Source organism: Bacteroidota bacterium (genome assembly GCA_038746285.1).
Taxonomy (GTDB): domain Bacteria; phylum Bacteroidota; class Rhodothermia; order Rhodothermales; family JANQRZ01; genus JANQRZ01.
This window is the reverse complement of record JBCDKT010000006.1, coordinates 22,177-47,989: the sequence shown is the minus strand read 5'-3', so window position 1 is coordinate 47,989 and position 25,813 is coordinate 22,177. Positions and strand designations below refer to the sequence as shown.

The following is a 25,813-nucleotide window of genomic DNA, read 5'->3' as shown; positions in this document are numbered from 1 at the left end:
GAAAGGCGTGACTGGGCGTCACCGCCAGGCAGCAGTATGTTCGCGCTGCACCGCCTTCGGTCCGTCCCTCTCATACCTCGCTCGCCGTTTCCCAGTTGCTCCTACTGGCCACGCTCGGCGTGGCCCTTGCGTGGCCTGCAGCCACCGCGCAGGACCTCGCGCCGGAGGTCATCCCAGCCGCTCGGTTCAACACGTCGGTCCCGCTCCGCGCGATGCCGCTCCCGCCGATCAACCACCGGTCCTTGCCGCCGGCGGTCGTCCCGAACCGGTTCCACAACTTCGACAAGCCGGCGCGCAACCCGGGCGCAGACCGCCCCGACTTCGCCGACCCCGTCCTCGACGCCGGACGCGGCAGCGCCGGCCCGGGCACCGTCCTGGAGAGCTTCGACGGCGTCTCGGCGGCCGAGACGATCTACGTCCCGCCGGACACCAACGGCGACGTTGGGCCGGACCACTACGTGCAGTGGATCAACGGCACGGCCAAGGTCTACGACAAGGCCGGCACCGTCGTGCTCGGGCCGGTGCCGGGCACCTTCTTTTTCCAGGGCCTCGGCGGGCCATGCGAGAGCCAGAACGATGGCGACCCCATCGTGCTCTACGACCACCTCGCCGACTGCTGGGTGGCGATGCAGTTCCAACTCACGGTCGGTTTCGACCTCTGCATGGCCGTCTCGGTGACCCCGGACCCGACCGGCGCGTACCACCAATACGAGTTCGACTTCGAGAATTTCCCGGACTACCCCAAGATCAGCGTCTGGCCGGACGCCTACTACGCCACGACGCGCTCGCTCGGCTCAGGCCTGCGTGTAGAGGCGATAGCGTTCGAGCGGGCGGCGATGCTCGAAGGGCAGCCTGCCAACATGGTCAAGTTTCTAGTCCCGCTGGACGGTAGCAGTTTCACCGTGGACGGTTACCTGCCGGCCGACCTCGACGGTCCACCGCCGCCGGCAGGCACCCCGGGTCCCTTCGTCGGCGGGCCGGAGGCCCCGCCGCAGGACCTCCGCCTCTTCGGCCTCGAAGCGGACTGGGGTACGCCCAGTGCCTCGACGTTCACGCTGCTCGACACGCTGACGCCCGCGCCCTACGACAACCTCGTCATCATCACCGCAACTTCGGCGACCGCCAGACGCTCGTGCTCAACCACACCGTCGACGCCGGGGATGACCGGGCGGGCGTGCGGTGGTACGAACTGCGCAACGGCGCGGGCAACACCGGCAGCGGGTGGAGCCTCTACCAGCAGGGCACCTGCGCGCCGGACGACGGCCTCGAACGGTGGCTTGGGTCGATTGCGATGAACGGCGACGGGGCCATCGGCCTAGCCTACTCGGTCACGGGCCCGTCGCTGTTCCCGTCGATCCGCTTCACCGGCCAGACGGCCGCCGCGAGCGGCAGCGGCCAGATGGACGTCGAGGAGACGACGATTCTGGACGGCGGCGGAGTCCAGACGCTCGGCTTCGGGCGCTGGGGAGACTACAGCATGACCTCGGTTGACCCGGTGGACGACCGCACGTTCTGGCACACCAACGAGTACTACGAGACGACCTCTGCACGCGACTACCGGACGCGCATCGCCTCGTTCGAGCTGCCCTCGGGCGGGCTGGCCCTGTCGGCGACGAACACGACGCCGCTGACGGTCGCCCCCGGCGACTCGGTGACGTTCGCCTACACCATCTCCAACGCGACCGACTCGGATCTGGCGGGGGATCTGTTCTTCGAGATGACACCGGCGGGCCTCGCGGGCATCATCACCTCCGGGGTGATTCCAGCGGGGCAGAGCACCAGCGGGACCTTTACGCAGCCGGTGCCGGACACGACGCTGGTGGGGACCTACGCCTACACGATCAGCGTCGGCCAATTCCCAGACGTGTCGCGGGCGTCGCGCACGTTCACCCTCGCGGTGGTGGGCGCGACGGCTACGGAGAGCCAGACGGCCCCCGACGCGGTGCTCCTCGGCGCAGCCTACCCGAACCCGTTCCGCGCGGCGGCGACGTTCAGCTTCGCCCTCCCGGTCCCCGATGACCTCACGCTGGAAGTACTCGACGTGCTCGGCCGCCGCGTGGCGCTGCTGGCCGAGGGTACGCACGCAGCCGGGGCCCACCGGGCGACGTTCGACGCGACGGGCCTGCCGAGCGGGGCGTACGTGGTGCGCCTCGTGACGGGCAGCGGGCAGAGCGAGGTGCAGCGCCTCACCCTCCTGCGCTAGACTGCGCGCGGACTCTTTCGCTTCGGAGTCTCGACACAAGCGCCGAATCGCAGTATGTTTGCGGCCCGCTCTGCGGTCCGGGCCTCCGGACCGGGTGCGGCCCCCGCCTCCTCCATCTCCCTACCTCCTCAACCCTCCTCAGCCATGTACCGCTCCCTACTGCCGGTCTTGCTCGCGCTCCTGCTGTGCCTGCCCGAAGTCGCAGCCCAGGACGCCGCGCCGCGGGTCGTCGCGGCCAGCCGGGTCAACACTTCGCTCCCGCTCCGCGACCTGCCGATTCAGCCCGCACAGACGCGCACGGCCCTCCCCGCTGTCGTGCCGAACAAGTTCCACAGCTTCGACAAGCCGTCGCGCAACCCGAACGCAGACCGTCCGGGCTTCACCGACCCCGTGCTCGACGCCGGGCGCAGCACGGCCGGGCCGGGCACGGTCCTGGAGAGCTTCGACGGCGTGTCGGCGGCCGAGTCCTTCCTCATCCCGCCGGACACCAACGGCGATGTCGGCCTCGACCACTACGTGCACTGGATCAACGGCACGGCCAAGTTCTACGACAAGGCGGGCAACGTCGTGCTCGGGCCGGTGCCGGGCAATTTCTTCTGGCAGGGCCTCGGCGGGCCGTGCGACTCGCGCAACGACGGCGACCCGATCATCCTCTACGACGAGCTTGCGGGCCGCTGGGTGGCAATGCAGTTCATGCTCCAGGAGGTCGTCACGGGTTTCGGGACGAATGCACTCTGCATCGCCGTCTCCACGACCTCGGACCCGACCGGCTCCTACCACCAGTACCAGTTCAACAACCCGTATTTCCCGGACTACCCCAAGATCGGCGTCTGGCCCGACGCGTACTACATGACCACGCGGTCCTTCGGCGCGCCGGGCGGCTTTCGGATGGAAGCCATGGCCTTCGAGCGTGCTCGGATGCTGAACGGGCAGCAGGCCGATATGGTCTCGTTCTTCATCCCGCGCAACAACAACGGCACCGACATCGACGGCTTCCTCCCGGCCGACCTGGACGGGCCGCCGCCGCCGGCGGGCACGCCGGGCCTCTTCGTCGGCGGGCCGGTCACGTCGCCGCAGCAGCTTCGCATCTACGGCCTCGACGTGAACTGGACTAACCCGAACGCCTCGACGTTCTCCCTGCTCAACACACTCACCCCAGCCGGGTACGACTCGAACGTCTCGGGCGGCATCCCGCAGCCGTCACCGGGGGCGAGTCTCGAGGTGCTGTCGTTCACGCTGATGCACCGGGTGCAGTACCGCAACTTCGGCGACCGCCAGACGCTCGTGCTCAACCACACCGTCGACGCCGGGGGTAACCGGGCGGGCGTTCGGTGGTACGAACTGCGCAACGGCGCGGGCAACACCGGCTCCGGGTGGAGCCTCTACCAGCAGGGCACCTACGCCCCGAACGACGGGCTGGACCGCTGGATGGCGTCGGCGGCGCTCAACGGCAACGGAGACCTCGCCATCGGCTACTCCGTCTCCGGCCCGTCGCTGTTCCCGTCGATCCGCTTCACCGGCCAGACGGCCGCGATGAGCGGAACGGGCACCCTGGACGTCGCCGAGACCACGATTCTGACGGGCGGGGGCGCGCAGACCGGTGTCTTCAGCGGGCGCTCCCGCTGGGGCGACTACAGCATGCTCTCCGTCGATCCGGCTAACGACGAGTCGTTCTGGTTCACGACGGAGTACTACCAGACCACCTCGTTCTCCGACTTCCGAACCCGTATCGCCGAGTTCGTGCTGCCGTCCGGCGGTGACCTCACCGTGACGATTACCCCGAACACCCCGCCCGCGCCGGTCGTGCTCCAGCGCGGCGACTTCGCCTTCTTCGACGTGACCTTCGAGGTCAGCGCCGACGGCCCGTCGTCGTTCGAGTTCTGGACCGAGGTGGACTTGCCCAACGGCAGCACGCGCTCGCCACTGATCGGGCCGAGCACGATCAACGTGAGCCCACCGGCGACGGTGACGCAGACGTTCGTCCAGCGCGTCCCCAACCAGGCTCCGTTCGGGAGCTACGCCTACCGCGCCGAGGTCGGGAGCTTCCCGAACGACGTGGCCGACGCGGACGCCTTCTCGGCCGAGATCGTGCCGGGCCGCGCGGACGGGCCGGACGACTGGCAGTCGTTCGACGCCGAGGGGCGGCTCCTGGAAGGCGGTCAGGTCTACGACTTCCGCACCGCGCCGGGGACGGACACGCCGGCGGCATCGAGCGAAGCGCTGCCGGTGGAGGCGGCGCTGGCCGCAGCCTACCCCAACCCCTTCGCCGCGGCGACCACGCTCGGCTTCGCCCTGCCGGCGGCAACGGACGTGACGCTCGAGGTGCTCGACGTGCTCGGCCGCCGCGTGGCGCTCGTCGCGCAGGGCGAGTACGAGGCGGGGACGCACACGGCCTCGTTCGACGCGAGTGGGCTGGCCAGCGGGGCCTACCTCGTGCGGCTGACGACCGGCGGCGGCTTCGCCGAGGTGCAGCGCGTCACGCTGCTGCGCTAGGCCTGCCGAGGCCGGACAGCGAAGCGGTGCTCCTTCGGACGAGGGGGCACCGCTTTTCGCGGACAGGACTTGCGTGCGCGCTGTATGCCAGGGCGAGGTGTATACTCAGCCACAGCCACGCTGCAAGGCCGGTCTCGCGCCCTGCGACGCCCTCTGTCCTCAACTCAACCTCTCTTCCTCATGCCCCTTCGTGACTTTATGCCCCTTCGTTACTTTCGCTCTCCTCGCCCCGTCGCGGTCCTGCTCTGGCGTCTCGCAGCTGCCGTCCTTCTCGCGGTGGCCACCCCCTCGACCGTTGCTCAGGACGAGCCCGCCATCCAGGACGGATCGTTCGAGGACGAGACGCCCAACGCGGCCCCGTCCTTCAGCGTGGACCCAGGGATGCTCTCGTTCACCGTCGACACGGGCACCGTCTCGGACGCCGAGACGCTGACCCTGACCAACGACGGCGACACCGAGGGCACGTACAGCATCGCCACGGTCATCCTGCCGGCCCCCCGGGCGACAGCGGACGCTCCTGTCCGCCACCGGGGCACCGCCTCCAAAGCGCTGCGCGGCCTGATGCCGCCGACCGAGGGCACCCCGTGGCGCGGCGGCGAGATCGTCGCCGACGGCAGCTTCGAGGGCGGAACCCCGAACGGGTCGTGGGGCGAGGCCTCCTCGAACTTCGGCACGCCGCTCTGCACGAGCGCCGTGTGCGCACCCAACAACGCCGACTTCCAGCCCCGCACCGGCACCTGGTGGGCCTGGTTCGGCGGCGCTGAGGCGGCCGAGACCGGCTCCATCGACCAAGACGTGACGATCCCGAACGGTACAGCGACTCTCGCGTTCTGGCTGCGCATCCCGGTCGGCGACAGCCCCGGCACCTTCGATGTCCTGATGGACAGCGACGTCGTTTTCTCGGCGACCGAGGCTGACACAATGTCGTTCCGAGACTACACCGAGGTGGTGGTGGACATCTCGAGCTTCGCCGACGGCCAGAGCCACACGCTCCGCTTCGAGTCCACCCAGGACGGGTCGGCAGCCACCGTGACGAACTTCTTCGTCGACGACGTGACGATCACGACCGAAGCCAGCAACGATCCCATCGTCCTCAGCGTGGACCCGGACGCCGGCACCGTGGACGCCGCGAGCTCCCAGGAGATCTCGGTCACGGTCGACGCCACCGACGCCGAGCCGGGCACGTACCAGGCCCAACTCGTCATCACGACGGACGACGAAGACAACCCCGAGATCGTCGTCGCCGTGGACATCACGGTCAACCCGCCCGTCTCGAACGAGGACGGGCGGTTGGCTGCCGGCTTCGTGCTCCGCCCGAGCTACCCGAACCCGTTCGCGGCGCAGACGACGCTGAGCTACGACCTCGCCGAGGCCGCCACCGTGCGCGTCGAGGTCTACGACGTGACGGGCCGCCGCGTAGCGACGCTCGTCGACACCCCGCAGGCCGCCGGCACCCACGAGGTCGAGTGGGACGCCGCCGGCCTCCCGAGCGGGGTCTACATCTACCAGGTCGAAGCCGGACGCTTCCGCCAGACGCAGCGCATCACGCTCGTCCGCTAGCCGGGGCACACGACCCTGCCAGGCAGGCGGTGCTCGCTCTTCGGAGGGGGCACCGCTTTTCTGTGTCAGCCGGTGCGGGAGATTTCGGAGTCCGGGTGAATAGCCCGCTGCGCTGCCACTGCCCAGCCGCTGCGGTGGTACCGTTGGGAATGCCCGCGCTCACGCTCGACTCGGTCCGCAAACACTACGGCGTCAAGCCCCTCCTGGACGACGTCTCCTTCAGCCTGGAAGACGGCGGCAAGATGGGCGTGATCGGGGCCAACGGGTCAGGCAAGACGACGCTCCTCCGCATCATCGCAGGCGTCGAGCCGCCCGACAGCGGGACGGTCCAGCGGCCGAGTGCCCACACGGTCGGCTACCTCGCGCAGGAGCCGGCGTTCGCGCCCGGGCAGACGGTCCTCGACGCCGTCTTCGCAGGGGACGGCCCGGCGATGCGGCTCCTCCGCGACTACGAGGCTGCCCTCCGCCGCCTTGAGGCCTCCGACGGCACGGGCGAGGCCCTCGCCGCGCGCGTTGCCGACCTGTCGCACCGGCTCGACGCGGCCGGTGGGTGGGACCTGGAGACGAGCGCCCGCGCCGTGCTCGACCGCCTCGGCATCGCCGACACCGAGGCACCCGTCGACGCGCTCTCCGGGGGACAGCGCAAGCGCGTCGCCCTGGCCCGCGCCCTCGTCGAGCAGCCCGACCTCCTCATCCTCGACGAGCCCACCAACCACCTCGACGCCGAGACCGTTGGCTGGCTCGAAGCAACCCTCCGCCGCTACACCGGCGCGCTGCTGCTCGTCACCCACGACCGCTACTTCCTCGACCGCGCGGTAGACTGGATGCTGGAGATCGACCGGGGCACGGCGCAGCGGTTCGAGGGCAACTACACGAAGTACCTCGAGGCGAAGGCGGCGCAGGCCGAGGTCCGCGCCGCCGAGCAGCGGACGCGCGACAACCTCGCCCGGCGCGAGCTGGCCTGGCTCCGGCGCGGCGCGAAGGCCCGGACGACCAAGCAGAAAGCCCGCGTCCAGCGTGCCCACGACCTCCTGAGCGCCCCGCGCGAAGAGGCCGAGCGTACGGCCGAGATTTCCGCCGTCTCGAGCCGCCTCGGCAAAAAGGTCATCGAACTCGACGGGGTAACGAAAGGGTGGGAGGGCCAGACCCTCATCAACGATTTCTCGTACTCGTTCACCCGCACCGACCGCGTGGGGATCATCGGCCCGAACGGGTCGGGCAAGACGACGCTCCTGGAGATGATCGCGGGCCGCCTCGCGCCGGACGCCGGCCAGGTCGAGGTCGGCCCGACAGTGTCGATCGGGTACTACGATCAGGAGAGCCGCGCGCTCAAGGACGACCTCCGGCTGATCGACTACATCGAGGAGGTCGCCGAGAACGTCAAGACCGCCGACGGGTCCGTCATCACGGCGAGCCAGATGCTCGACCGGTTCCTCTTCCCGCCGAAGCAGCAGTACACGCCCGTCGGCCTGCTCTCCGGCGGCGAGCGGCGGCGGCTCTACCTCCTCCGCGTGCTCATGGGCGCGCCCAACGTCCTCCTCCTCGACGAGCCGACGAACGACCTCGACATCCCCACGCTCGTCTCGCTCGAAGACTACCTCGACACGTTCCCCGGCGCGCTCATCACCGTCTCGCACGACCGCTACTTCCTCGACCGCACGGCCGGGCACCTGTTCCGGTTCGAGCCTGGCGGGCACCTCCGCGAGATCCCCGGCAGCTACAGTGCCTGGCTGGAGATCAAGGAGCAGGAAGAGGCCGAGGCCGCCCGCATCGCCGCCGCGGCCCGGAAGAGCGCGCCGCCCGCCGAAGCGCCTGCGCCGAAGCCGGCCACCGCCCCCGGCAAAAAGCTCTCGTTCAACGAGAAGCGCGAGCTGGACGAGACCGAGGCCCGCATCGAGGCCGCCGAGGCGCGGCAGGCCGAGATCGAAGCCGCCCTCGCCGCCTCGCCGAGCGACTACGAGCAGGTCGCGGCGCTCTCCGCCGAACTAGAAACTCTCGCGGCACAGCTCGAGCGCGACGTGGACCGCTGGGCCGACCTCGCCGAGCGAGCTTAGGGCGCGGCCTACCGGTTGTCGAGGTTGTCGATGAGCGCTTCCATCTCGGCGATCTCGCGGCGCTGGGCGCGGATGATCTCGGCGGCGAGCTCGCGGACGCGCGGGTCCGTGAGGTGCGCCCGCTCGCTCGTCAGCACCGCGATGGAGTGGTGCGGGATCATGGCCTTCATCCACGCTACGTCGTCCACCGTGTCCTGGCTGCGGACGAGGAAGAACGACGCGGCGAAGACGAGGACTGCTCCGACGCCGATGGCGACGTTCTTCCGCCGGTCGTCGTACATCTTCAGCATGAACGCGAGCATGATAACGGCCATCGCCGCACCCATGTAGAGCGCCATCCAGAACTTCGTCTGGCTCCACCAGACGTGGTCGAGCGCGTGGACGGTAGAGTACATGAGCACGAACATCACCGCCGTCGAGGTGGCGATCATGGCGAAGAAGCGGGTGTAGGACATGAGGCTGAGATTCGTTTGCTGAGTAGGACGTGGGTCAGTGCATCGAGTGACCGTCGTGGGACTGCTCCCGGTGTGGCGCGTCGTGGCGTTGCATCGGAGCGAGACGGACGCCGTCGCGGGTGGCCTCTTCGGGCGTCGCGGCGCGGGCGACGGTGCCTGGCGGGTGATCGTACCAGCCGGGGAAGCGGTCGTAGTCCACGGGTTTCTCCCGGACCAGGAGGTTGGTATACATCCCGCCCATCGTGATGTAGCCGAACGGGCCGGGCGCGCCCAGCATCGGGATCGAGTTTTCGGGGACTGGCATGTGGCCCATCTCGATGTGCCGCCCCATCTCGTCCATGCCGTGCTCGCCCATCGTGTTGTAGCCGGGCAGAAGCGGGCGTACGTCGCGGTCGAGCGCCGCCGAATCCACGCCCGTCGTGTTCGGGATCTCATGCCCCATCTGGTTCATGACGTGGTGCGTCATGTGGCAGTGCATCGCCCAGTCGCCGAGCGCGTCGGCGGTGAACTCGACCGTGCGCGTCGAGCCGACGGGGACGAGGACGGTCGTCTCGGGCCACTGCCCCGCCGCCGGGATCGGCCCGCCGTCGGTGGCGACGAGCGTCCAGGCGTGGCCGTGAACGTGGACCGGGTGGTGGTCCATTGGCGAGAGGTTGCCGAAACGGATGCGCACCCGGTCCCGGTGCCCGACGACGAGCGGGTCGGTGCCGGGAAACGCCCGGGCGTTCATCGTCAGAATATTGAAGTCCGACATCGCGTTCGGGTCCGGGCGGCTCGTGCCGGGGGCGACGTACCACTCGTGGAGCATGATCGCGATGTCACGGTCCACCGGGTTCGCTTCGCGGCGCGGGTGGACGACGAACAGCCCCGTCAGCCCGAGCGCGATCTGCGTCATCTCGTCGTGGTGGCTATGGTACATGAAGGTGCCGTTCTGCCTCAGCGTGAACTCGTAGACGAACGTCTCGCCCGGCGGAATGGCGGGCTGGCTGAGGCCACCGACGCCGTCCATCCCGCTCGGCAGGAACAGCCCGTGCCAGTGGACGGTCGTCGCCACGCCGAGGCGGTTGGTGACGTAGAGGCGGACGCGGTCGCCCTCGGCGGCCTCGACCGTCGGCCCGTGGACCTGCCCGTTGTAACCCCAGCACGTCGCCGTCAGGCCGGGGGCGAAGGTGTGCTCGACTTCTCCGACGGTGAACTCGTAGACCCATGCGCCGTCGGAGGCGCGGCGGCCTGTGATGGACGAGCCGTTGGGCGTGTGGACGCGGGCGGGGCGGTCGCCCGTCCAGCGCGTCGAGAGGTTCGAGGCAGGCACGAGCGCCGGGCGTGAGGTGGCGGTGGGACCGAGGCGGACGGGGAGCGCGGCGGCGCGGTGCGCGCCGAGGGCGGCACCGCCGATGCCGAGGGTGCTGGCCTTGAGCCAGTCGCGGCGGGAGAATCGGGACATGGTCGGTAGGGTTTAGTGGTCGTCGGCAGGAGTGCTCATCGGATCGCTCGATGCGTCGAAGCCACCGAGCGGGGAGCGGTCGAGGGCGGGCATCCCGCCCTGGAAGAGAAGCGCGAGGTCGGTGCGCGCGGTCCAGTAGGCCGCGAGCGCGCCGAGGTAGCGGCGGCTGGCGCGGACCTCCTGCTGCTGCACCTGGAGCAGCCCGAAGACGCCGGTCTGCATCGCGTTGTACTGGCGCAGCGTCTGCGCCGTCAGGTCAGCGTGGAGCGGGAGTACGGTGCGCTCGTAGCGCTCGGCGACGGCCCGCGCCGCGTCGAGGCGGAGGGCGAACTGCCGAGCGGCAGACCGGACCTCGGCACCGAGCGCGTCGTAGACCGCCCGGCGGCGGCGCAACTCGGACCTGAGGCGAGCCAGGCGAGCCTGCCCCTGGTCGAGTAGGGGCAACACCACCTCGACTTCGGGACCGGCTTCCCACTCGCCCTCCTCGCGCTCGACCTCGCCGCCGGCCTCCAGGTCGGGCAGCAGCTGCTCGGGCCGGGCCAGGCCGAGCCGCTCGCCGAGCGTGACGACGTCCTGCCGGGCAGCGGCGAGCGCGAGGCTGGCCTCGACCGCTCGGGCCTCGGCGTCTTCCGAAGCGAGGGTGTCGCGGGGTACGGGCGGCAACGCGCCTGCCAGCGCGAAGTCTGCGCGCTCCAGTCCCATGTGGCGGGCGAGCGCTTCCCGGCTCTCGGCCGCCTGCGCTTCGGTTGCCACCAGGTCGAGGCGCGTCTGTTCGAGCCGGGTCCGCTCGGCGAGCACGTCCACCGCCGGGACGTTGCCCGCCTCGCGCAGCAAGCGGACCGCGCTGTACGCGGCCTCGGCGTTTTCGACTACGGCGCGCTGCATCGCGGCGACCGCCGCGTCCGCCTGGGCACGGTAGAACGCCGAGCGCGTGGCGGCGGCGAACCTGAGCACTGCCCCGCTGACGCGGAGCCGGGTCGCCTCGTAGTCGCTCCGGGCGATCCGGCGGCGGAGCGGGAGATACAGCACGTCGAGGAAGGGGAACGCGACGCTGAACCGGAGGTCCGGCGCACCCCGTTCTTCCAGCGACCACAGCGCACCTGCGCCGAAGACCGGGTTCGACAGCAGGCCCGCCTGCACGAGGTCAGCCTGCGCGACGCCGAGCGCCTCGTAAGTCGCCTGCAACCGGCGGTTGTTGAGGAGGACGACTTGTACCGCGGCGTCGGCGGTGAGCGAGTCGGCGAGGAGGGCGGCGACGGCGCTGTCGGCGGCGGCGTCTTCGGTGGTGCCGATGCGCCAAGCGATGTGGGCGTCGAGGCGGTCATCGAGCGTACTGCGCACGTCATCGAAGGCGCGTTGCGGGGCGATGGTCGCGCAGCCCGCGAGCGTGATCCCGGCGAGCGCGAGCGCCGGGATGGAGCGGAGGATGTCCATAGACCTGATCGTGAGGATGAGGAGCGAGCACGCGTCCCCCTGCGAGGGAGCGTGCGGGAAACAGCGACTCAACCACGGAGCCGCTACACGGCGGACGAATCCGCCGAGCCTCCGATCAGGTCAGGAAGCGGGACAGGGCGATGTGGAGCGGCATTCGTCGCCCCGGAGAAGACAGGCCAGACGCGCGCGGGTGCGAATCCACAGCGGCTAGGGACGGGGCCTGCGCGTCTTCTGCAAGCACGGTCACCGAGACGCTCAGTTCCGGCGCGTTCTGCGCCGCGGTACCGACGGCAGCGAGCGTGCAGCACGGCATACTCAGAACGCTTTGCGAGTCGGACCTATCGTCCTCAGGAGCCTCGTCCGAAGGCGCACCGTGACACGGCAAAGCGAGTGCTGCGTGCTCGGCCATTGCCTCTCCGGCTGCCACCTCCGTCATCGCACAGGCGTGCTGCACGAGGGGGAGCGCCGTCGCCAGCACGAGGCTGGCCGCGAGCAGGACAGGGAGGAATCGGTATCGGCGGAGCGAGGTCACGAAGCCAATCAATGAGTAAAGCGAGCCAGCGTTCCCTCGTCGCTCAGCTCGCCCCGACCACGCGTCCGAAATGCGTGCGGCCCACCAGTCCGTCTTCGCGGGGCAGGATTTGCCTGACCACGGCCCGGAGATCAACGCGGAGCGGCTCTGGCCTGAAGCGGTAGTGCCCGAAGGCCGTGTACTTCGGGAGGTCCGCCGAGAACAGCCCGTCGGCGCGGTCGGGCTGGACGCCTGCCGTCACGCCCGCCCCGGCGTCCGGGGTCCCGACATGGAGGGCTCACCCCGTCAAGGTAGCCGGAGTAGCGGTCGTAGGCGTTGTAGAACCGCCCGGCCTCGACGCGCACGGGGCGTAACCTTAAGCCAAACGGCAGACCGCTGGGGCGGCCTCGCCGAGCGGGCCCAAAAAAGCCGGGCCGTCAGGATGTGCTGACGGCCCGGCGTTGGTAGCGGGGGCAGGATTCGAACCTGCGATCTTCGGGTTATGAGCCCGACGAGATACCACTTCTCCACCCCGCAGTGGGACACGCATGGTACGCAATCGAGTGCCCCAATGCAACCCCGCCCGGCGTGAGGGCAGCGAAGCTTCGGTGAACCGGCGGCGCGGTCTTAATCTTTTTTTGCCGCCTGCGCCTCAGCACGCACCGCGGCGCGGTGGCTACCTTCCGTCCCCCCCTCCTACATCTCTTCTGAGCATGGCTACGGTTCTTCCCTTTCGCGCGCTGCGCCCCGCGCCCGGCCGCGGCGAGGACGTGGCGTCGGTTCCCTACGACGTGGTCAACACCGAGGAGGCGCGGGCGCTCGCCGAGGGGCGGCCCTACTCGTTCCTCCACGTCATCCGCCCCGAGATCGGGCTGCCCGAGGGAACGGACGAGCACGACGACCGCGTCTACGAGGCCGGGGCCGACGCGCTCCGCCGCTTTGCCACGAGCGATGCGTTCGTCGAGGAAGAGACCCCCGCGTTCTACGTCTACCGGCTCACGATGGACGGGCGGGCGCAGACCGGCCTCTTCGGCCTCGTGACCGTTGCCGAGTACGACGACGGCACGATCCTCAAGCACGAGAAGACGCGGCCCGACAAGGAGGACGACCGCACGCGGCACATCGTCACGCAGCGCGCCCACGCCGAGCCGGTGATGCTGACCTACCGGGGCACGCCCGCCATTAACGCACTCGTCGAAGAGGCCACGCAGGGCGAGGCGCTCTACGCGTTCACCGCCGTCGACGGCGTCCGGCACGAGGTCTGGCGGATGCCCAACGCACCGGCGGTGCAGGAGGCGTTCCGGCACGTTCCAAACCTCTACGTCGCCGACGGGCACCACCGCTCGGCGGCGGCGAGCCGGGCAGCGAAGGAGGTCGCCGACAACGACGAAGTCGGCGGGTTCATGGCGGTCCTCTTCCCCTACGAGGAGATGATGATCATGCCCTACAACCGGGTGATCTACCGCCTCCCCGACACGCCCGACGCGTTCCTCGCGGCACTCCGCGAGCGGTTCGAGGTGGCGGACGGCGCCGCACCTGAACCGGTAGGACCAGGGCACGTCTCGGTCTACCTCGGCGGCCGGTGGTACGACCTGGCGCTGCCCGAGACCGAACGCGACACGGTCGCCGACACGCTCGACGTGGCGCGCCTCGGCGAGCACCTCCTCGAACCGATGCTCGGCATCACGAACCCGCGCACGGACGCCAACATCGGCTTCGTCGGTGGCATCCGCGGGACGGGTGAACTGGAGCGGCTCGTGGACAGCGGCAAGGCGGCTCTCGCGATCTCGATGTCGGCCACGCGGCCGGACGAACTCCTCGCCGTCTCCGACGCCGGCCAGCTCATGCCGCCCAAGTCGACCTGGTTCGAGCCCAAGCTGCGCAGCGGCCTCCTCGTCCACCGCTTTTAGAGATATCGGCTCTTGGCTATCGGCTACCGGCCACCTCGTCCACCGATTCTGAGCCCTCGTCGTTCGTCACTCGTCACTCGTCGTTCCTCCATGACCATTCTCATCGCCGATGCCTTTTCGGAAGACGGCACCCAGCAATTCCGCGAAGCTGGCCACACTGTCGTCTCCGACCCAGGCCTCAAGGGCGAGGCGCTCACCGCGGCCCTCGCCGAGCACGCGCCGGACATCCTCATCGTCCGCTCGACCGGAGTTACGCCCGCCGACCCCGACGCCTCCTCGGGGCTAGAACTGATCGTCCGGGCGGGCGCGGGGTACGACACGATTGACGTGGCTGGTGCGTCGCAGCGCGGCATCTTCGTCGCCAACTGCCCGGGCAAGAACGCGGCGGCGGTCGCCGAACTCGCCTTCGGGCTGATCCTCGGGCTGGACCGGCGGATCCCCGACAACGTCAGCGAGGCGCGGCAGGGGCGGTGGAACAAGGGCGGCTTCTCGAAGGCATTCGGGGTCAAGGGCTGCACGCTCGGGCTGATCGGGCTGGGCAACATCGGGCAGGAGATGGTCCCGCGCGCGAAGGCGTTCGGGATGCACGTCGTCGCGTGGAGCCGCTCGCTCACCGACGAGACGGCGGCCGACCTCGGGGTCGCCCGGATGGAGTCGCCCGAGGCTGTGGCGGGGGCCTCGGACATCGTCTCGGTCCACGTCGCCTCCACGCCGGCCACCGAAGGCCTCGTCGGGGGCGCGGTCTTCGAGGCGATGGCTCCGAAGACGTTCCTCATCAACACGAGCCGTGCGGCGGTCGTGGACGAGGAGGCCGCGCGCCGGGCGATGGAGGAGAAGGACATCCGCTTCGCCACCGACGTGCCCTCCGGCGAGCCATCGGCGAAGGAGGGCGCGTTCGATCACCCTCTCGCGGCGCATCCCAACTTCTACGTCACCCACCACATCGGGGCCTCGACCGAGCAGGCGACGGAGGCTATCGGCCAAGAGGCCGTCCGCGTCGTCACGACTTACGCCGAGACCGGGCGCGTCCCGAACTGCGTCAACCTCGCCGAGCAGTCGCCCGCGACGCACCTGCTGACGGTCCGCCACCACGACCGGGTGGGCGTGCTCGCCGGCGTCCTCGACGCGGCGCGCCAGGCCGGGTGGAACGTGCAGGAGATGGAAAACCTCATCTTCGCTGGAGCCGAGGCCGCCTGTGCCCGGATCCGCTTCGACGGTGAGGAAGACGACGCGACGCTCCAGGCCATCCGCGCGCAAGACCACGTCCTCGCCGCCTCCGTCATCGCCCTCTGAGCGAGCCAAAGAAAGCCGACAAATCTACCGAGACCATCACGCTCCGCGTCACCGCTCGGTCCTCCCACGCTCTCCATTCCCCCCGCGCCGTCCATAAGCGCGCCGAAGGCGCACCCCCAGGCCCTCCTCGCCGTCGACCTCGGCCTGCGGACCGGCCTCGCGCTCTACGGGTCCGACGGGCGGCTGCGCTGGTACCGCTCGCAGCACTTCGGCTCGAACGCCAAGCTCAAGCGCGGGGCGTACGGGGTGCTGAAGGACGTGCCCGGGCTGGCCCACCTCGTGCTGGAAGGCGGCGGCACCCTCGCCGACCTGTGGACGAAAGAGGGCGAGCGGAGCGGGGTGGCCGTGCAGCGCGTCGATGCCGGTACGTGGCGGCGCACCCTGCTCTACCCCCGCGAGCGCCGCGCCGGGACGGACGCCAAAGCGCACGCTGAACGCCTCGCCCGCCGCGTGATCGAGTGGTCGGGGGCGGCGCGCCCCACCTCGCTCCGGCACGATGCCGCCGAGGCGATCCTCGTCGGCCTCTGGGGCGTGATCGGGGTAGGCTGGTTGCCAGCGGTGCCCGACGCGGTGCGGCGCTGAGCGTCGACCTTACTTAATCCAAGTTGTGGGCTGCCCATCCGTCGTGTCCGTTGACCGCAGACGACGGACGGCAGACCGCCTTGGGTGCTGGAGCCGGCGGTCCGCCGTCTGCGGTCTCGGCCCCGGAGCGCTCTTACCACACAACTTGAGTTACTTAAGCAGGACCACGCGTGTGCTGCCGGTGAACGACTTGCCTTCGAGCCGGACCGTGTAGACGCCACTCGGGAGGTCGGTGCCCTGCATCACCACGGTCTGCGGCTGACCGGCGGCGAGCGTGCCCTCGTAGAGTGTGCGAACGAGCCGGCCGGCGGTGTCGTAGAGCACGAGCGTGACCGCCTGCGCCTCCTCGACCGAGAAGCGGAGCGTCGTGGTCTGGTCGAACGGGTTCGGGTAGGGATCGTCGAGCGTGTAGCCCGTCGGCCTGGCCTGCTCCTCAGCGGCAACCGGAGGCTGCCCCCAATCGCCGACCGGCGTCAAGACGGGGCCGACGACGTAGCAGGTGCCGGGGTCGATGTCTCCCTTGGTGGCACCGGACCGGTACCAGAAGACGATGTCCTGGTCGTAGACATCGTCGCCGTTGACGATGGCCTGCGTCGCGTTGCCCTCGCCCTCAAACTCAGCGTCGCAGTTGGGCGTGCCACCTGCGAAGCCGATGCCGTCGTCGAGTTCGCCAGGCTGGTACCGGGCAATGACCGCATCCTCGCGGGCGAAGTTGTCGATGGCCGGGATACCCGTCATGGGGTTGACGGGGGTGAGGTAGTCGGCAGCACTCGGAGCCACGGTGTAACCGCGCTCGGTGGCTACGTCGGCGATGGTCCACGCGATGCCGTCGTCCGGATCGCCCCACGTCCGGCGGGTCTCGGTCTCGAAGACTACGTCCTCGGCGACGGCGCTCCGCTCCAGGACATAATCGTTGGCATTGCCCTCGATGTCGAAGTCCAGGCGCCAGTAGGCGTGGTGGCGACGTGGGTTCTGCGTGCAGACGCTGCCGGTGGAGGTGAAGCCGAAGCGGGGGTGGATCGTGCCGTCCTCGAAGAAGGTCCAGCGCGCCGTGTAGCGATACCAGCCGGCGCTGTACTGGGTCGAGAGCACGAGGCGGTCGTCGAAGCGCTCGACGGCAACGCCCTCGAACGAGCCTACGTCGTCGCAGCGGTCCGGCTCGCCGTCGTTGTTGGTGTCCACGCAGTTGGTCGGGGCTGCATCACACATCGTCTGGACGCTGCCTGGCGTCGCGTCGGCATAGCAGGTACTCACCGCGTTGTCAGCCTCGAACTGCTGATCCTGGTAGTTCCAGTCGCGGTAGCAGTCGCAGCTTTCGTTCTCATACTTCACGTTTAGGATCGGGACGTGGCCGCGCTTCAGGACTTCGCGTCCGTTGAAGGTCACGTCGCGTACTTCGAGGCCCGAGCCGACGATGCCGGTGCTGGAGGAGGGCGGGAGGAAGGACAGCGCCCAGATCGGATCTACGCCCTCGCCCTCAGGCCAGGTGATGGCGATAGGCTCGAAGGTGTCCGGGTTGCAGGATTGCGCCTCGACGTAGGGGGCTGCGAAAAGGCCCAGCAGAAGAGCAGTAAAGAGAATGCGCATGGTTCAGATCGTCGAAAGGGGGAGAGGGTGAGGGCGCTGGGCAGCGGCTAGAGGTCCGGGTAGAAGTCACGCTCGATGACGGTGCCCGAGTGCAGATCCACCACGACGAACTGGTACGATTCCAGGCGATCCTGCGACATGATGTCGAACTGTAGGCACCGGGCCGGTTTGGCGCAGGGCGCGTGCTGCTCGCCGAACAGGATAAAGCCGCCCCCGACAAGAGCGTTCGAGCGGCTCACGAGGGCACTCAGTTGCCCGTCCGCCTGGATGATGTTCATCGCCGCCTCGATCTCGGCAGGGAAGGGAGCCGACGGCGGGTTCATCTCGACGGTCTCGACGAGCACGGCCCCGTCGTAGGCGCGGCGCAGCGTCTCGCCGGTCGCGTAGTCGTAGGAGACCTCGTAGCGGTAGACCGTCTCCGTGCCGTCGGCGAGCTTGACGGGATCGTCCCAGGTGGAGACGATGTGGGTGCCGCGCATCTGGGCCGACGCTGTCGGCAGCGCGAGCGAGAAGAGGACGAGGGCCGCGAGGCACGAGGCGAAGCGGGAAGCAGGCATGAGGTTCCAGATCATCAGAAGGAGAGGGTAGACGGCAAAGATACACGCATACTCCGGCTCCTGGTTCGGCCGAGGCCAAACGCAATGCGCAGAAAAACCAGAAGCTATGTGAGGACAGCACGCACGGAGATCACGTCACCGTACGACCGTCAGGCGCTTGGCGGCCCGGTCGGTGCCGGCTGCGAGGCGGACGAGGTAAACCCCGCTCGGCAAGGTGCCTGCGTCGAACGTCGCCCCGTGCACGCCTGCCGGCTGGACTCCGTCCCGGAGCGTCGCCACACGCCGGCCGAGCACGTCGTAGACGGCGAGCGTCACGTCGGCGGCCTCAGGGAGCGTGTACCGGAGCGTCGCCATGCCTCGCACCGGATTTGGAAACGGAGCCGCGAGCGAGAGGGTGCCTTTGCCTACTCCCGATTCGTTGGCCGTGAAGAAGGGGGTTTCGAAGAGATAGACGCCGGTCTCGCCTGCTGCGAGGGCTATGATGCTGGCGTCCGCAGAGTCGAAGGGCTGGACGGCCACCCCGATACCGCGATCCGAACTCTCGAAGCTGCCAGACTCTACCTGACCGTTCTCGAACTCGCGGAGACCGTAGAAGTCGTCAGCCACGTAAGCGAGAGGAATAAGTACATCCTCGAAAAGACCAACGCTGGCATCCACGTCCCGCGCCTGCGTGAGCGTCGGAACCGTGCCGACGCTCACAATGCTGTCCGGGTCGCTGACGTCTACGAGTCGTAGGCCTTCCTGCCCGTCAGCAACCAGGGCGCTCAGCCCGAAGGTTTCCTGGTCCAGGTCGATCGCGTTGAGGAAGCCGAACGGTTCGGCGTCTAGCTGAGCGATATTCGCGGGGTCGGAGACGTCGAGCGTGAGCATTCCGCCGCCGAAGCTGACGAGGTAAGCGATATCATCGCGCACGGTCACGTCGACCGCGTTCGAGCCAATCGGGAAGCTCCCGAGTTCGGTCACGGCCCCGGGGTCGCTCGCGTCGAGGACGAGGAGGCCGCTGAAGCCGCCCGCGAGGTACACGGTCGTCCCTACCACGTCAAGGCCGAAGGCCTGATTCCCGAAGCCGTAGCTGCCGACGATCTGCGGGTCCGCCGGGTCGCTCACGTCGAGGATCGTCAGGCCGGTCCCGCCGAAGTCCGAGTCGGTGACGTAGGCCCGCCCGCCGGCCACGACCACCTCCTGCGTGTTCGGCGGCACGTCGACGCGGGCGATCTCGGCGGCCGCCTCACCGCCCGCGTCGATAACCCGAAGCTGCCCCGCGAGGTCGGTGACGTAGAGCAGGTCGCCGTCGAAGAACACCTTGTGCGAAAAGCCCGCCCCCGCGACAAAGGCCTCCTCGAAGAGATTGGAGCCCGAGAGCGAGTAGAACCCCTTGAACCGCTCGGCGACGAGGGCCGTGCCGCCGACGTCCACGCTCAGCGCCTGGCTGGCGGGGAAGAACGCGGTCTCCGCGATCGCCGCCGGGTCCGCCACGTCGAGCGCGCGCAGCCCGTCGAGGCCGGGGAGATACGCCGTGTCTTCGTCGAAGGCGATCTCGTAGGTGGTCTCGCCGCCTGTCGAGAAACTGCCGAGCGAGTCGGGTGCGGCCGGGTCGGACACGCCGAGCGCGACGAGGCCGAAGCCGCCGGTCAGCCACGCGACGCCGTCGTGGACCCGGACGTAGGTCGCAAACTCGCCGTCGGTGCCGAACGCCGCGATGGGCGACGGAGCCTCGGGGTCGGCGAGGTCGTAGATCCGAAGGCCGTCCACGCCGGTGGCGACGTAGAGCGTCTGCCCGTCCACCCACATGCCGTTGGCCGAGCCGGGCGTGCCGAGCGTAGCTACCTCGGCCGGTGCCGCCGGGTCCGAGACGTTGTAGACCACGATGCCGCTCGTGCCAGCCCCCGCGTAGGCGTAGTCGCCCGCGACGGCAACCGCGAGCAGATCGCGTCCCTCAGCCCGTCCCACCTCCCGGAGGTCCGCCGGGTCGTTTACGTCGAGGACCAGCAGGCCCGCGTCTTTCCGCAGCGCGGCGAAGGCGAGGTCGTCCCGCAGTACGAGGTCGGTGGGCTGCGCGCCGAGCACGACGCGGCCGAGCTCGAGCGGGTACATCTCCGGCGGCTCGGCCGGGCCGTCGAGGGCCGTGGCGACGAGCGCTGCGCCGTTCTGGTGCAGCACCGTCAGCCCGCCCGGCAGAGCACGCACGAGCTTGGTCGAGCCTTCGGGGAGGTACTGCCGGAGTTCGAGGTCGCTCCCGCCGCCGCTCCGGGCAGGCCCGGTAGGCGGTGCGGTGAGGCCAAGTGGAACCGGCTCGCCGGTGAGCGGATCGACGATGCGCGCATGGAGAGACTGCGCCGCCAGGCCGGGGGCGAGTAGGGCCAGCAGTAAGGCCGCCGCAAGGCGACGGATAGAGGGCGGGGCACACATACGCAGGCGCATAGCAAGGAGGCCGGGAACGGAAGGGGCGGAGCGAGAGAATGATACACGGTAGGCACGGCAGCCAGTCCGTGTCAAGCCAGCAAGCCAGACGCCGCACACATGATCGAGGTCGAGCATTTCTTCTCCTGCCCCTACTGCGGCGAAACCATCTCGATGGTCCTCGACCTCTCGGTCCCCGAGCAGACCTACGTGGAAGACTGCGAGGTGTGCTGCAACCCGATCCGCCTCGCCTACGCCACCGACGGCGAAACCGTCACCGCCTTCGAGGCGCGCAGCATCGAGCAGTGAGCCTGGACGATAAGTAAGTCTCTGTTCCGTCGGTTCGGTTGGGCGCGCTGAACAGCAAAGGAGCGTTCTCCTACGCCGGTGCAACGGTGGGGACGCTCTGGCCGAAGGATATTGGACCGAACCCTCCAGGAATTCAGCGCATCAGCGTTATGCGTCCTGTCTCGGCGTGGCTTCCATCTACCGATGACCAGATATAAACGCCACTCGGTAATCCATCGGCGTCAAACACCACCGTGTGCCAGCCCGCCCCGGGCACGCCATCCGCTAGTGTCACCACGGCACGCCCTCGAATGTCGTAGAGCGTCAGGAGCACTGGACCGGTCTCTGCAAGCGAGAGGCTGAAGGCAGCCCGCTGGGCAAACGGGTTCGGCGACACGCTCACGAACGGAGTTCCTTGCGTAGCTGCCGCGTGCCCGGCTTCCACCGTCCACGGCGCAGCCTCCATCGCCCAGCCGCTAGCGTCGCCGCTCACTGCAGGCCGCAGTAGGTCCACTATTTCGACAGTTTGACGAAGAGGATCTTCGAGATCGCGTCGAAGGCCCGCCCCGGTGCCATCTTGTGGTTGTCGCGCAGGATGTTGTGGCACTTGTGAAGCAGGTGCTGGAACTCCTTCCGGCTGAACGCCCGCAGGCTCTCGCGAGCCTCGCGCAGCCGCTTTGCATCACCCCAGTCCGACGCCTTCGGGATCTCGTTGACCTGGACGAGCTCGCCCGGCAGCCCACGCACGAGCCGGAGGAACACGGTCTGCCGTGCGTTGTGCATCACCAGAAACTCGCACGGCTCGCCGACGGCGCGGGCGTAGCTCTCGCCTTGGTAGTAGTCGCGCGGGTGGATGTTGACCGTCTCCGCCTTGCACTCGACCACGAGAACCGGCGCGGGCCGAGGCGAGCGTTGGGCGTCCTCGACTGTCGCCCACACGGCGATGTCTACGCGTGGACTCTTCGTGCCGTGCTGCGTTCGCTGCTCCTGCGCCATCTGCGCGTAGGCATAGCCGTAGTACTGACGCAGGTGCTCGATAGAGCTCTGGCGCACGCGCTCTTCGGGCTTGTCGTAGAGCCAGGCGTCGAGAGAGGAATCGGGGGCGAGAAGCGGGCAATGGATACGCCCGCTTTCGATGCGGGGCTCGGGAAGCGCCGTATTCATCAGTCGTTGAGATCGGTCGAATCATTCGGGGCGCGGAAGACACTGACCACACCCACACCCGCCGCCCGTACCGCCCCCAAGAGCCTCGGCTTTGCCCGCCCAGGCCGACTTAAGGGAACCAGCGGATAGGACGAACCATCTCACAGCCCTCCCCCCGCTCCACCACGCTAGGCATGCCCACGACTCAGAAAACCCTCCTCGTCACCACCGGCACCGGCGGCACGAGCGGGCTCAACCCGCTCAACGATCACCTCCAGCAGGGCTGGCGCGTCGCCCAGGTCGTCCCGATGGGTGGGGCCGGGAGCGGTGCGAGCGTCCGCTTCGCCGCGCTCGTCATCATCGAGCAGGACGGCGACTTGGCCGAGCAGGTGCTGGAGCAGATCGAGGAGCAGATCGAGGACAGCTTCGAGAGCCAGATCGACGAGGCGCTCGAAGGGGGGTTCGCGATGGGCGCCGCGCCGCAGGCGGACCGGCCGTCTCCGGGTGTGGGGTGGGTCAACCCCGACCTCTAGGTCCTGCACACGCGAGCGCTGCGGTCTCGCGCTCCGACGCCCCCGCGCTTTTCTCTTGACACGAACGGCTTTTCTTTTTACTTTGCATTACAAAGTTCTTGGTAATCACCTATGAGCGGATCCCGCACCGACCGCCGCACGCTCCGACGCGCCGAGCCGCCGCCCCACCCGGAGCGCCGCGCCGAGGCGCACCTCCGGTTTATCCGCGACACCATGTCGCGCACGGCCGAGTTCACCGCCGTCCCCGGCTGGGGCGGCGTAGCGATGGGTGTGACGGCCCTCGCGGCGGCCGCCTTCGCCGCGCAGCAAGCGACCGTTTTCGGGTGGATGCGCGTCTGGGCGGCCGAGGCGCTCGTCGGGATCGCGATCGGCGCGTGGGCCACGGCGCGGAAGGCGCGGGGGCACGGCGTCCCGCTCCTCAGCGGCCAGGGCCGGAAGTTCCTGCTCGGCATCGCGCCGGCCGTCGGGGCCGGGGTCGTCCTCACGCTCGCCGTCTACGGGTTCGATGTGGGACCGACGAAGGAGTATTTCGTGCGGCGCGGGGTGGTGGAGGCTACCGCGAGCCTGCGGCTCTTGCCCGGCCTGTGGCTCCTGCTCTACGGCGCGGGCGTGGTCGCAGCGGGCATGTTCTCGGTCCGGCTCGTTCCGCTGATGGGGAGCCTGCTCATGCTGACCGGCGCGCTTGCGCTCCTCGCCCCAGCGGCGTGGGGGAATGCGTTTATGGCGTTCGGCTTCGGCGGGCTGCAGATCATTTTTGGCTTCCTCATCGCACGCCGGCACGGAGGCTGACACGAGCGTCGGGTTACGAATGACGAACAACGAGTGACGACTATGGCAAAGACGACGCGTGCAAAACGGAAGGCAGCCGTGACCCCGGCCCCGGACCTCGACAAGCTGATCCACGAGCGGATGCGGCTCGGGATCGTCAGCGCGCTCGCCGCGGGCGGGGCGATGAGCTTCGGCGACCTCAAGGCCGTGCTCGGCACGACCGACGGCAACCTGAGCGTCCACGCCCGCAAGCTCGAGGACGCGGGCTACCTCGCCTGCCGCAAGTTCTTCGACGACCGCACGCCCAGGACCGAGTACGAGCTGACGACTGCGGGCCGCCGGGCGCTGGAGACCTACCTCGACCAGATGGAGGCGATCATCTCGGCCGCGCGGCGGTGAGGCGAGGTGCCATCGAAGGCGACGGCACCTGGGCGAACGCCGTTCGCCCCTACAGACGTGAAGCGGACGCTGCGCTCGCTGCTCTCTGCCTTTTTACTTTACAAAACAAAGTTGTTTATGAAACACCCATCGAACAGCCTGCACGCCGCCCTCATCATGGACGGCAACGGCCGCTGGGCGACGGCACAGGGGCTGGCCCGCACCGCCGGCCACCGCGCCGGGGTCGAGACGGTCCGCCGGATCGTCGAGGCCGCGCCGGAGCTTGGTGTCGGGACGCTCACGCTCTACGCGTTTTCGTCCGACAACTGGAAGCGTCCGTGGACGGAAGTGGCGGCGCTGATGGCCCTGCTGCGGCGCTACCTCCGCGCCGAGGCACCGAAGCTGAAGCGCGAGGGCGTCCGGCTCTGCGTCATCGGCCGCCGGGACCGGCTGCCGGGGGCCGTCCGCGCCGCGATTGCCCGCGCCGAGTGGGAGACGCGCGGCGGGCAGCGGCTCGCGCTCCGCATCGCGGTGGACTACTCGGCCCGCGACGCACTCTGCCGAGCCGCCGGCCGGCTCCGCCCGGACCCGACGCGCGACGCTTTCGCGGGTGCCCTCGCCGAGGCGATGCACAGCCCGGCCGCGCCGGACGTGGACCTCCTCCTCCGCACCGGCGGCGAGCAGCGGCTGAGCGATTTCCTGCTGTGGGAGTGCGCCTACGCCGAGCTCGTCTTCACCCCCACCCTCTGGCCCGACTTCACCGCCGCCGACCTCGGCGCGGCCGTCGCGGACTTCCGCCGCCGGGACCGCCGCTTCGGCGGGCTGAGCGGCGACGGGAGCGGCCTGGGCACAGCATGCTGCGCCCCTACGGGTGCCGTAAGTGAGGACTAGCGCTTCGGTCTCGGCCCGCCTCCTCCCTAGAGTCTCAATCCTCTAACCTCAACACCCAACCGACATGATCAAACGCATCATCGCCATCGCCTTCATCTTCGGCTGCACGACCGTTGCCTGGTTCATCCTCGGCGGGGCCGTCACGGTCCGCACGAACGAGCAGGACGTGGCCACCCGCAGCGCCGTCGGCGCGCTCTGGGGCGGGCCACAGGTCCAGCAAGCCCCCCTCGTCCAGCGGCTCGTGCCGTACGAGGAGACTGTCGCCGACCTCGTGGACGGGAAGCCGGCGACGCGCACCGTCGAGCGCGTCCGCGCCGAGGTCCACCCGCTCGCGAGCAGCGATCTCCGCGCCCACCTCGCGCTGGAGCACCGGAAGAAGGGCCTGCTCTGGCACCCGACCTACGAGGTCGACTTCGCCGGGCGCTACAGCATCCGCAACGAGGCCGAGGAGCCGAGGACCTTCCGCGTCCAGTATCCCTTCCCGACGGGCGCGCCGGTGCTCGACGGCTTCCGGTTCACGTTCGGCGGGAAGGACGAGGGCGAGGCGGTGATCGAGAACGGGCGCGCCGTGCGCGAGGTCGAGTTGGAGCCGGGCGAGACGGCGAGCTTCCGGGTCGGCTACCGGTCGCAGGGCACCGAGACCTGGCGCTACGACTTCGGCGAGCGCACCGAGCAGGTCCGCGACTTCCGCCTCGCGATGGCGACGGACTTCGGGAAGATTGACTTCCCGGCAGGCACCCTCGCGGCGACCAGGAAGACGCGGACCGACGACGGCTGGGCGCTCGACTGGAGCTACGCCCACCTCGTGGCCGACGCCGGGATTGGGATGGCGATGCCGGAGCGGCTCAACCCCGGCCCGGGGGTGAGCCGGGTGACGTTCTTCGCGCCGGTCTCGCTGTTCCTGTTCTTCTTCCTGCTCTTCCTGATGAGCCTGATGCGCGGCGTGCGCCTGCACCCGATGCACTACTTCTTCCTCGGGGCGTCGTTCTTCGCGTTCCACCTGCTGCTCTCCTACCTCGTGGACCACCTGTCGGTCCACCTCGCGGTGGCCGTCTGCTCGGCGGTCTCGGTGGGCCTCGTGGTGTCGTACATGCGGCTCGTGACCGGGGCGCGGTTCGCGCTGGTCGAGGTCGGGCTGGCGCAGCTCGTCTACCTCGTCGGGTTCGCCTACACCTTCTTCCTCGAAGGCTACACCGGGCTGACGATCACGGCGCTCTGCATCGTGACGCTCTTCGGGGTGATGCAGCTCACGGGGCGCGTGGACTGGGAGCACCTGCTGGCGCGGCCGGAGAACCCGGCTCGGGTAGCCTGAAGGCATCGGCCGGGGCA

At 69.2% G+C, this 25,813-nt stretch carries 22 protein-coding genes and 1 tRNA gene; 14 read left to right on the top strand and 9 right to left on the bottom strand.

Annotation, left to right across the window (positions count from 1 at the left end; genetic code table 11):
- The first annotated feature begins 95 nt into the window (after positions 1-95).
- The 5 genes from AAGI91_03415 (at position 96) to AAGI91_03395 (ending at position 8,310) form a co-directional block, all read left to right on the top strand.
- A complete protein-coding gene (locus AAGI91_03415) occupies positions 96-1,295 on the top strand; it encodes a hypothetical protein (GenBank protein MEM1041656.1) in 1,200 nt (399 codons plus the stop codon).
- Positions 1,292-2,203 (top strand): T9SS type A sorting domain-containing protein, encoded by a 912-nt coding sequence (locus tag AAGI91_03410; protein ID MEM1041655.1) that lies wholly within the window; start codon positions 1,292-1,294, stop codon positions 2,201-2,203. The genes AAGI91_03415 and AAGI91_03410 overlap by 4 nt, the downstream gene beginning before the upstream one ends.
- A 144-nt stretch (positions 2,204-2,347) precedes the next feature.
- Entirely contained in the window at positions 2,348-4,696 is a 2,349-nt protein-coding gene (locus AAGI91_03405; protein MEM1041654.1) for a T9SS type A sorting domain-containing protein, read from the top strand.
- Between the two features lie 276 nt (positions 4,697-4,972).
- Entirely contained in the window at positions 4,973-6,256 is a 1,284-nt protein-coding gene (locus AAGI91_03400; protein MEM1041653.1) for a T9SS type A sorting domain-containing protein, read from the top strand.
- A 149-nt stretch (positions 6,257-6,405) separates the two neighbouring features.
- Positions 6,406-8,310 carry an ABC-F family ATP-binding cassette domain-containing protein gene (locus AAGI91_03395; protein ID MEM1041652.1) on the top strand — a complete coding sequence of 635 codons (1,905 nt, stop codon included), beginning with the start codon at positions 6,406-6,408 and terminating at the stop codon, positions 8,308-8,310.
- 8 nt (positions 8,311-8,318) lie between these two features.
- Here the strand turns inward: AAGI91_03395 and AAGI91_03390 are convergent, their stop codons facing one another.
- The 5 genes from AAGI91_03390 to AAGI91_03370 all read right to left on the bottom strand — a co-directional run bounded on the left by AAGI91_03390 (position 8,319) and on the right by AAGI91_03370 (position 12,691).
- Complete coding sequence (locus AAGI91_03390; protein MEM1041651.1) at positions 8,319-8,765, bottom strand: DUF305 domain-containing protein; 447 nt, start codon at positions 8,763-8,765, stop codon at positions 8,319-8,321.
- A gap of 34 nt (positions 8,766-8,799) precedes the next feature.
- Positions 8,800-10,209 carry a copper oxidase gene (locus AAGI91_03385; GenBank protein ID MEM1041650.1) on the bottom strand — a complete coding sequence of 470 codons (1,410 nt, stop codon included), beginning with the start codon at positions 10,207-10,209 and terminating at the stop codon, positions 8,800-8,802.
- A gap of 12 nt (positions 10,210-10,221) precedes the next feature.
- Positions 10,222-11,643, bottom strand: a complete 1,422-nt coding sequence (locus AAGI91_03380; GenBank protein ID MEM1041649.1) for a TolC family protein — start codon at positions 11,641-11,643, stop codon at positions 10,222-10,224.
- A gap of 575 nt (positions 11,644-12,218) precedes the next feature.
- The gene (locus AAGI91_03375; GenBank protein ID MEM1041648.1) at positions 12,219-12,416 is read right to left on the bottom strand and encodes a hypothetical protein; all 198 of its coding nucleotides are present in this window, start codon (positions 12,414-12,416) and stop codon (positions 12,219-12,221) included.
- Positions 12,417-12,616: 200 nt separating this feature from the next.
- A tRNA-Met gene (locus tag AAGI91_03370) sits at positions 12,617-12,691 on the bottom strand.
- A gap of 176 nt (positions 12,692-12,867) precedes the next feature.
- On the opposite strand from AAGI91_03370, the gene AAGI91_03365 reads away from it, so the two are divergent.
- The 3 genes from AAGI91_03365 to AAGI91_03355 all read left to right on the top strand — a co-directional run bounded on the left by AAGI91_03365 (position 12,868) and on the right by AAGI91_03355 (position 15,939).
- Positions 12,868-14,064: a DUF1015 family protein gene (locus AAGI91_03365; GenBank protein ID MEM1041647.1), complete on the top strand. Its 1,197-nt coding sequence runs from the start codon at positions 12,868-12,870 to the stop codon at positions 14,062-14,064.
- 90 nt (positions 14,065-14,154) lie between these two features.
- A complete protein-coding gene (locus AAGI91_03360) occupies positions 14,155-15,357 on the top strand; it encodes an NAD(P)-dependent oxidoreductase (protein MEM1041646.1) in 1,203 nt (400 codons plus the stop codon).
- A 246-nt stretch (positions 15,358-15,603) separates the two neighbouring features.
- A complete protein-coding gene (locus AAGI91_03355) occupies positions 15,604-15,939 on the top strand; it encodes a hypothetical protein (GenBank protein MEM1041645.1) in 336 nt (111 codons plus the stop codon).
- 150 nt (positions 15,940-16,089) lie between these two features.
- Here the strand turns inward: AAGI91_03355 and AAGI91_03350 are convergent, their stop codons facing one another.
- The 3 genes from AAGI91_03350 to AAGI91_03340 all read right to left on the bottom strand — a co-directional run bounded on the left by AAGI91_03350 (position 16,090) and on the right by AAGI91_03340 (position 20,492).
- Positions 16,090-17,526, bottom strand: coding sequence for a T9SS type A sorting domain-containing protein (locus tag AAGI91_03350; GenBank protein ID MEM1041644.1), 1,437 nt, complete (start codon positions 17,524-17,526; stop codon positions 16,090-16,092).
- 47 nt (positions 17,527-17,573) lie between these two features.
- Complete coding sequence (locus tag AAGI91_03345; GenBank protein ID MEM1041643.1) at positions 17,574-18,098, bottom strand: hypothetical protein; 525 nt, start codon at positions 18,096-18,098, stop codon at positions 17,574-17,576.
- Positions 18,099-18,218: 120 nt separating this feature from the next.
- Positions 18,219-20,492, bottom strand: a complete 2,274-nt coding sequence (locus AAGI91_03340; GenBank protein MEM1041642.1) for a T9SS type A sorting domain-containing protein — start codon at positions 20,490-20,492, stop codon at positions 18,219-18,221.
- 111 nt (positions 20,493-20,603) lie between these two features.
- Here AAGI91_03340 and AAGI91_03335 point away from each other — a divergent pair, with 111 nt between their 5' ends.
- Positions 20,604-20,792 (top strand): CPXCG motif-containing cysteine-rich protein, encoded by a 189-nt coding sequence (locus AAGI91_03335; GenBank protein MEM1041641.1) that lies wholly within the window; start codon positions 20,604-20,606, stop codon positions 20,790-20,792.
- Positions 20,793-21,284: 492 nt separating this feature from the next.
- On the opposite strand, the gene AAGI91_03330 is transcribed toward AAGI91_03335, so the two are convergent.
- Positions 21,285-21,935 carry a type I restriction enzyme HsdR N-terminal domain-containing protein gene (locus AAGI91_03330; protein MEM1041640.1) on the bottom strand — a complete coding sequence of 217 codons (651 nt, stop codon included), beginning with the start codon at positions 21,933-21,935 and terminating at the stop codon, positions 21,285-21,287.
- A 173-nt stretch (positions 21,936-22,108) separates the two neighbouring features.
- Between AAGI91_03330 and AAGI91_03325 the strand changes: the two genes are divergently transcribed.
- From AAGI91_03325 to AAGI91_03305, 5 genes are all read left to right on the top strand, one after another.
- Positions 22,109-22,447: a hypothetical protein gene (locus tag AAGI91_03325; GenBank protein MEM1041639.1), complete on the top strand. Its 339-nt coding sequence runs from the start codon at positions 22,109-22,111 to the stop codon at positions 22,445-22,447.
- Between the two features lie 111 nt (positions 22,448-22,558).
- Entirely contained in the window at positions 22,559-23,236 is a 678-nt protein-coding gene (locus tag AAGI91_03320) for a hypothetical protein (protein ID MEM1041638.1), read from the top strand.
- Positions 23,237-23,278: 42 nt separating this feature from the next.
- Positions 23,279-23,614, top strand: a complete 336-nt coding sequence (locus tag AAGI91_03315) for a transcriptional regulator (GenBank protein MEM1041637.1) — start codon at positions 23,279-23,281, stop codon at positions 23,612-23,614.
- A gap of 117 nt (positions 23,615-23,731) precedes the next feature.
- A complete protein-coding gene (locus AAGI91_03310; GenBank protein ID MEM1041636.1) occupies positions 23,732-24,484 on the top strand; it encodes a di-trans,poly-cis-decaprenylcistransferase in 753 nt (250 codons plus the stop codon).
- Between the two features lie 64 nt (positions 24,485-24,548).
- Positions 24,549-25,796, top strand: a complete 1,248-nt coding sequence (locus AAGI91_03305) for an inner membrane CreD family protein (protein MEM1041635.1) — start codon at positions 24,549-24,551, stop codon at positions 25,794-25,796.
- The last annotated feature ends 17 nt before the right edge of the window (positions 25,797-25,813 follow it).

Excerpts from the sequence above, each read along its gene's own strand:
- AAGI91_03410 (MEM1041655.1), top strand. The coding sequence starts at position 1,292 with ATGAACGGCGACGGGGCCATCGGCCTAGCCTACTCGGTCACGGGCCCG.
- AAGI91_03405 (MEM1041654.1), top strand. The coding sequence starts at position 2,348 with ATGTACCGCTCCCTACTGCCGGTCTTGCTCGCGCTCCTGCTGTGCCTG.
- AAGI91_03395 (MEM1041652.1), top strand. The coding sequence starts at position 6,406 with ATGCCCGCGCTCACGCTCGACTCGGTCCGCAAACACTACGGCGTCAAG.
- AAGI91_03390 (MEM1041651.1), bottom strand. The coding sequence starts at position 8,765 with ATGTCCTACACCCGCTTCTTCGCCATGATCGCCACCTCGACGGCGGTG.
- AAGI91_03385 (MEM1041650.1), bottom strand. The coding sequence starts at position 10,209 with ATGTCCCGATTCTCCCGCCGCGACTGGCTCAAGGCCAGCACCCTCGGC.
- AAGI91_03380 (MEM1041649.1), bottom strand. The coding sequence starts at position 11,643 with ATGGACATCCTCCGCTCCATCCCGGCGCTCGCGCTCGCCGGGATCACG.
- AAGI91_03365 (MEM1041647.1), top strand. The coding sequence starts at position 12,868 with ATGGCTACGGTTCTTCCCTTTCGCGCGCTGCGCCCCGCGCCCGGCCGC.
- AAGI91_03360 (MEM1041646.1), top strand. The coding sequence starts at position 14,155 with ATGACCATTCTCATCGCCGATGCCTTTTCGGAAGACGGCACCCAGCAA.
- AAGI91_03350 (MEM1041644.1), bottom strand. The coding sequence starts at position 17,526 with ATGCGCATTCTCTTTACTGCTCTTCTGCTGGGCCTTTTCGCAGCCCCC.
- AAGI91_03345 (MEM1041643.1), bottom strand. The coding sequence starts at position 18,098 with ATGATCTGGAACCTCATGCCTGCTTCCCGCTTCGCCTCGTGCCTCGCG.
- AAGI91_03340 (MEM1041642.1), bottom strand. The coding sequence starts at position 20,492 with ATGTGTGCCCCGCCCTCTATCCGTCGCCTTGCGGCGGCCTTACTGCTG.
- AAGI91_03335 (MEM1041641.1), top strand. The coding sequence starts at position 20,604 with ATGATCGAGGTCGAGCATTTCTTCTCCTGCCCCTACTGCGGCGAAACC.
- AAGI91_03330 (MEM1041640.1), bottom strand. The coding sequence starts at position 21,935 with ATGAATACGGCGCTTCCCGAGCCCCGCATCGAAAGCGGGCGTATCCAT.
- AAGI91_03325 (MEM1041639.1), top strand. The coding sequence starts at position 22,109 with ATGCCCACGACTCAGAAAACCCTCCTCGTCACCACCGGCACCGGCGGC.
- AAGI91_03320 (MEM1041638.1), top strand. The coding sequence starts at position 22,559 with ATGAGCGGATCCCGCACCGACCGCCGCACGCTCCGACGCGCCGAGCCG.
- AAGI91_03315 (MEM1041637.1), top strand. The coding sequence starts at position 23,279 with ATGGCAAAGACGACGCGTGCAAAACGGAAGGCAGCCGTGACCCCGGCC.
- AAGI91_03310 (MEM1041636.1), top strand. The coding sequence starts at position 23,732 with ATGAAACACCCATCGAACAGCCTGCACGCCGCCCTCATCATGGACGGC.
- AAGI91_03305 (MEM1041635.1), top strand. The coding sequence starts at position 24,549 with ATGATCAAACGCATCATCGCCATCGCCTTCATCTTCGGCTGCACGACC.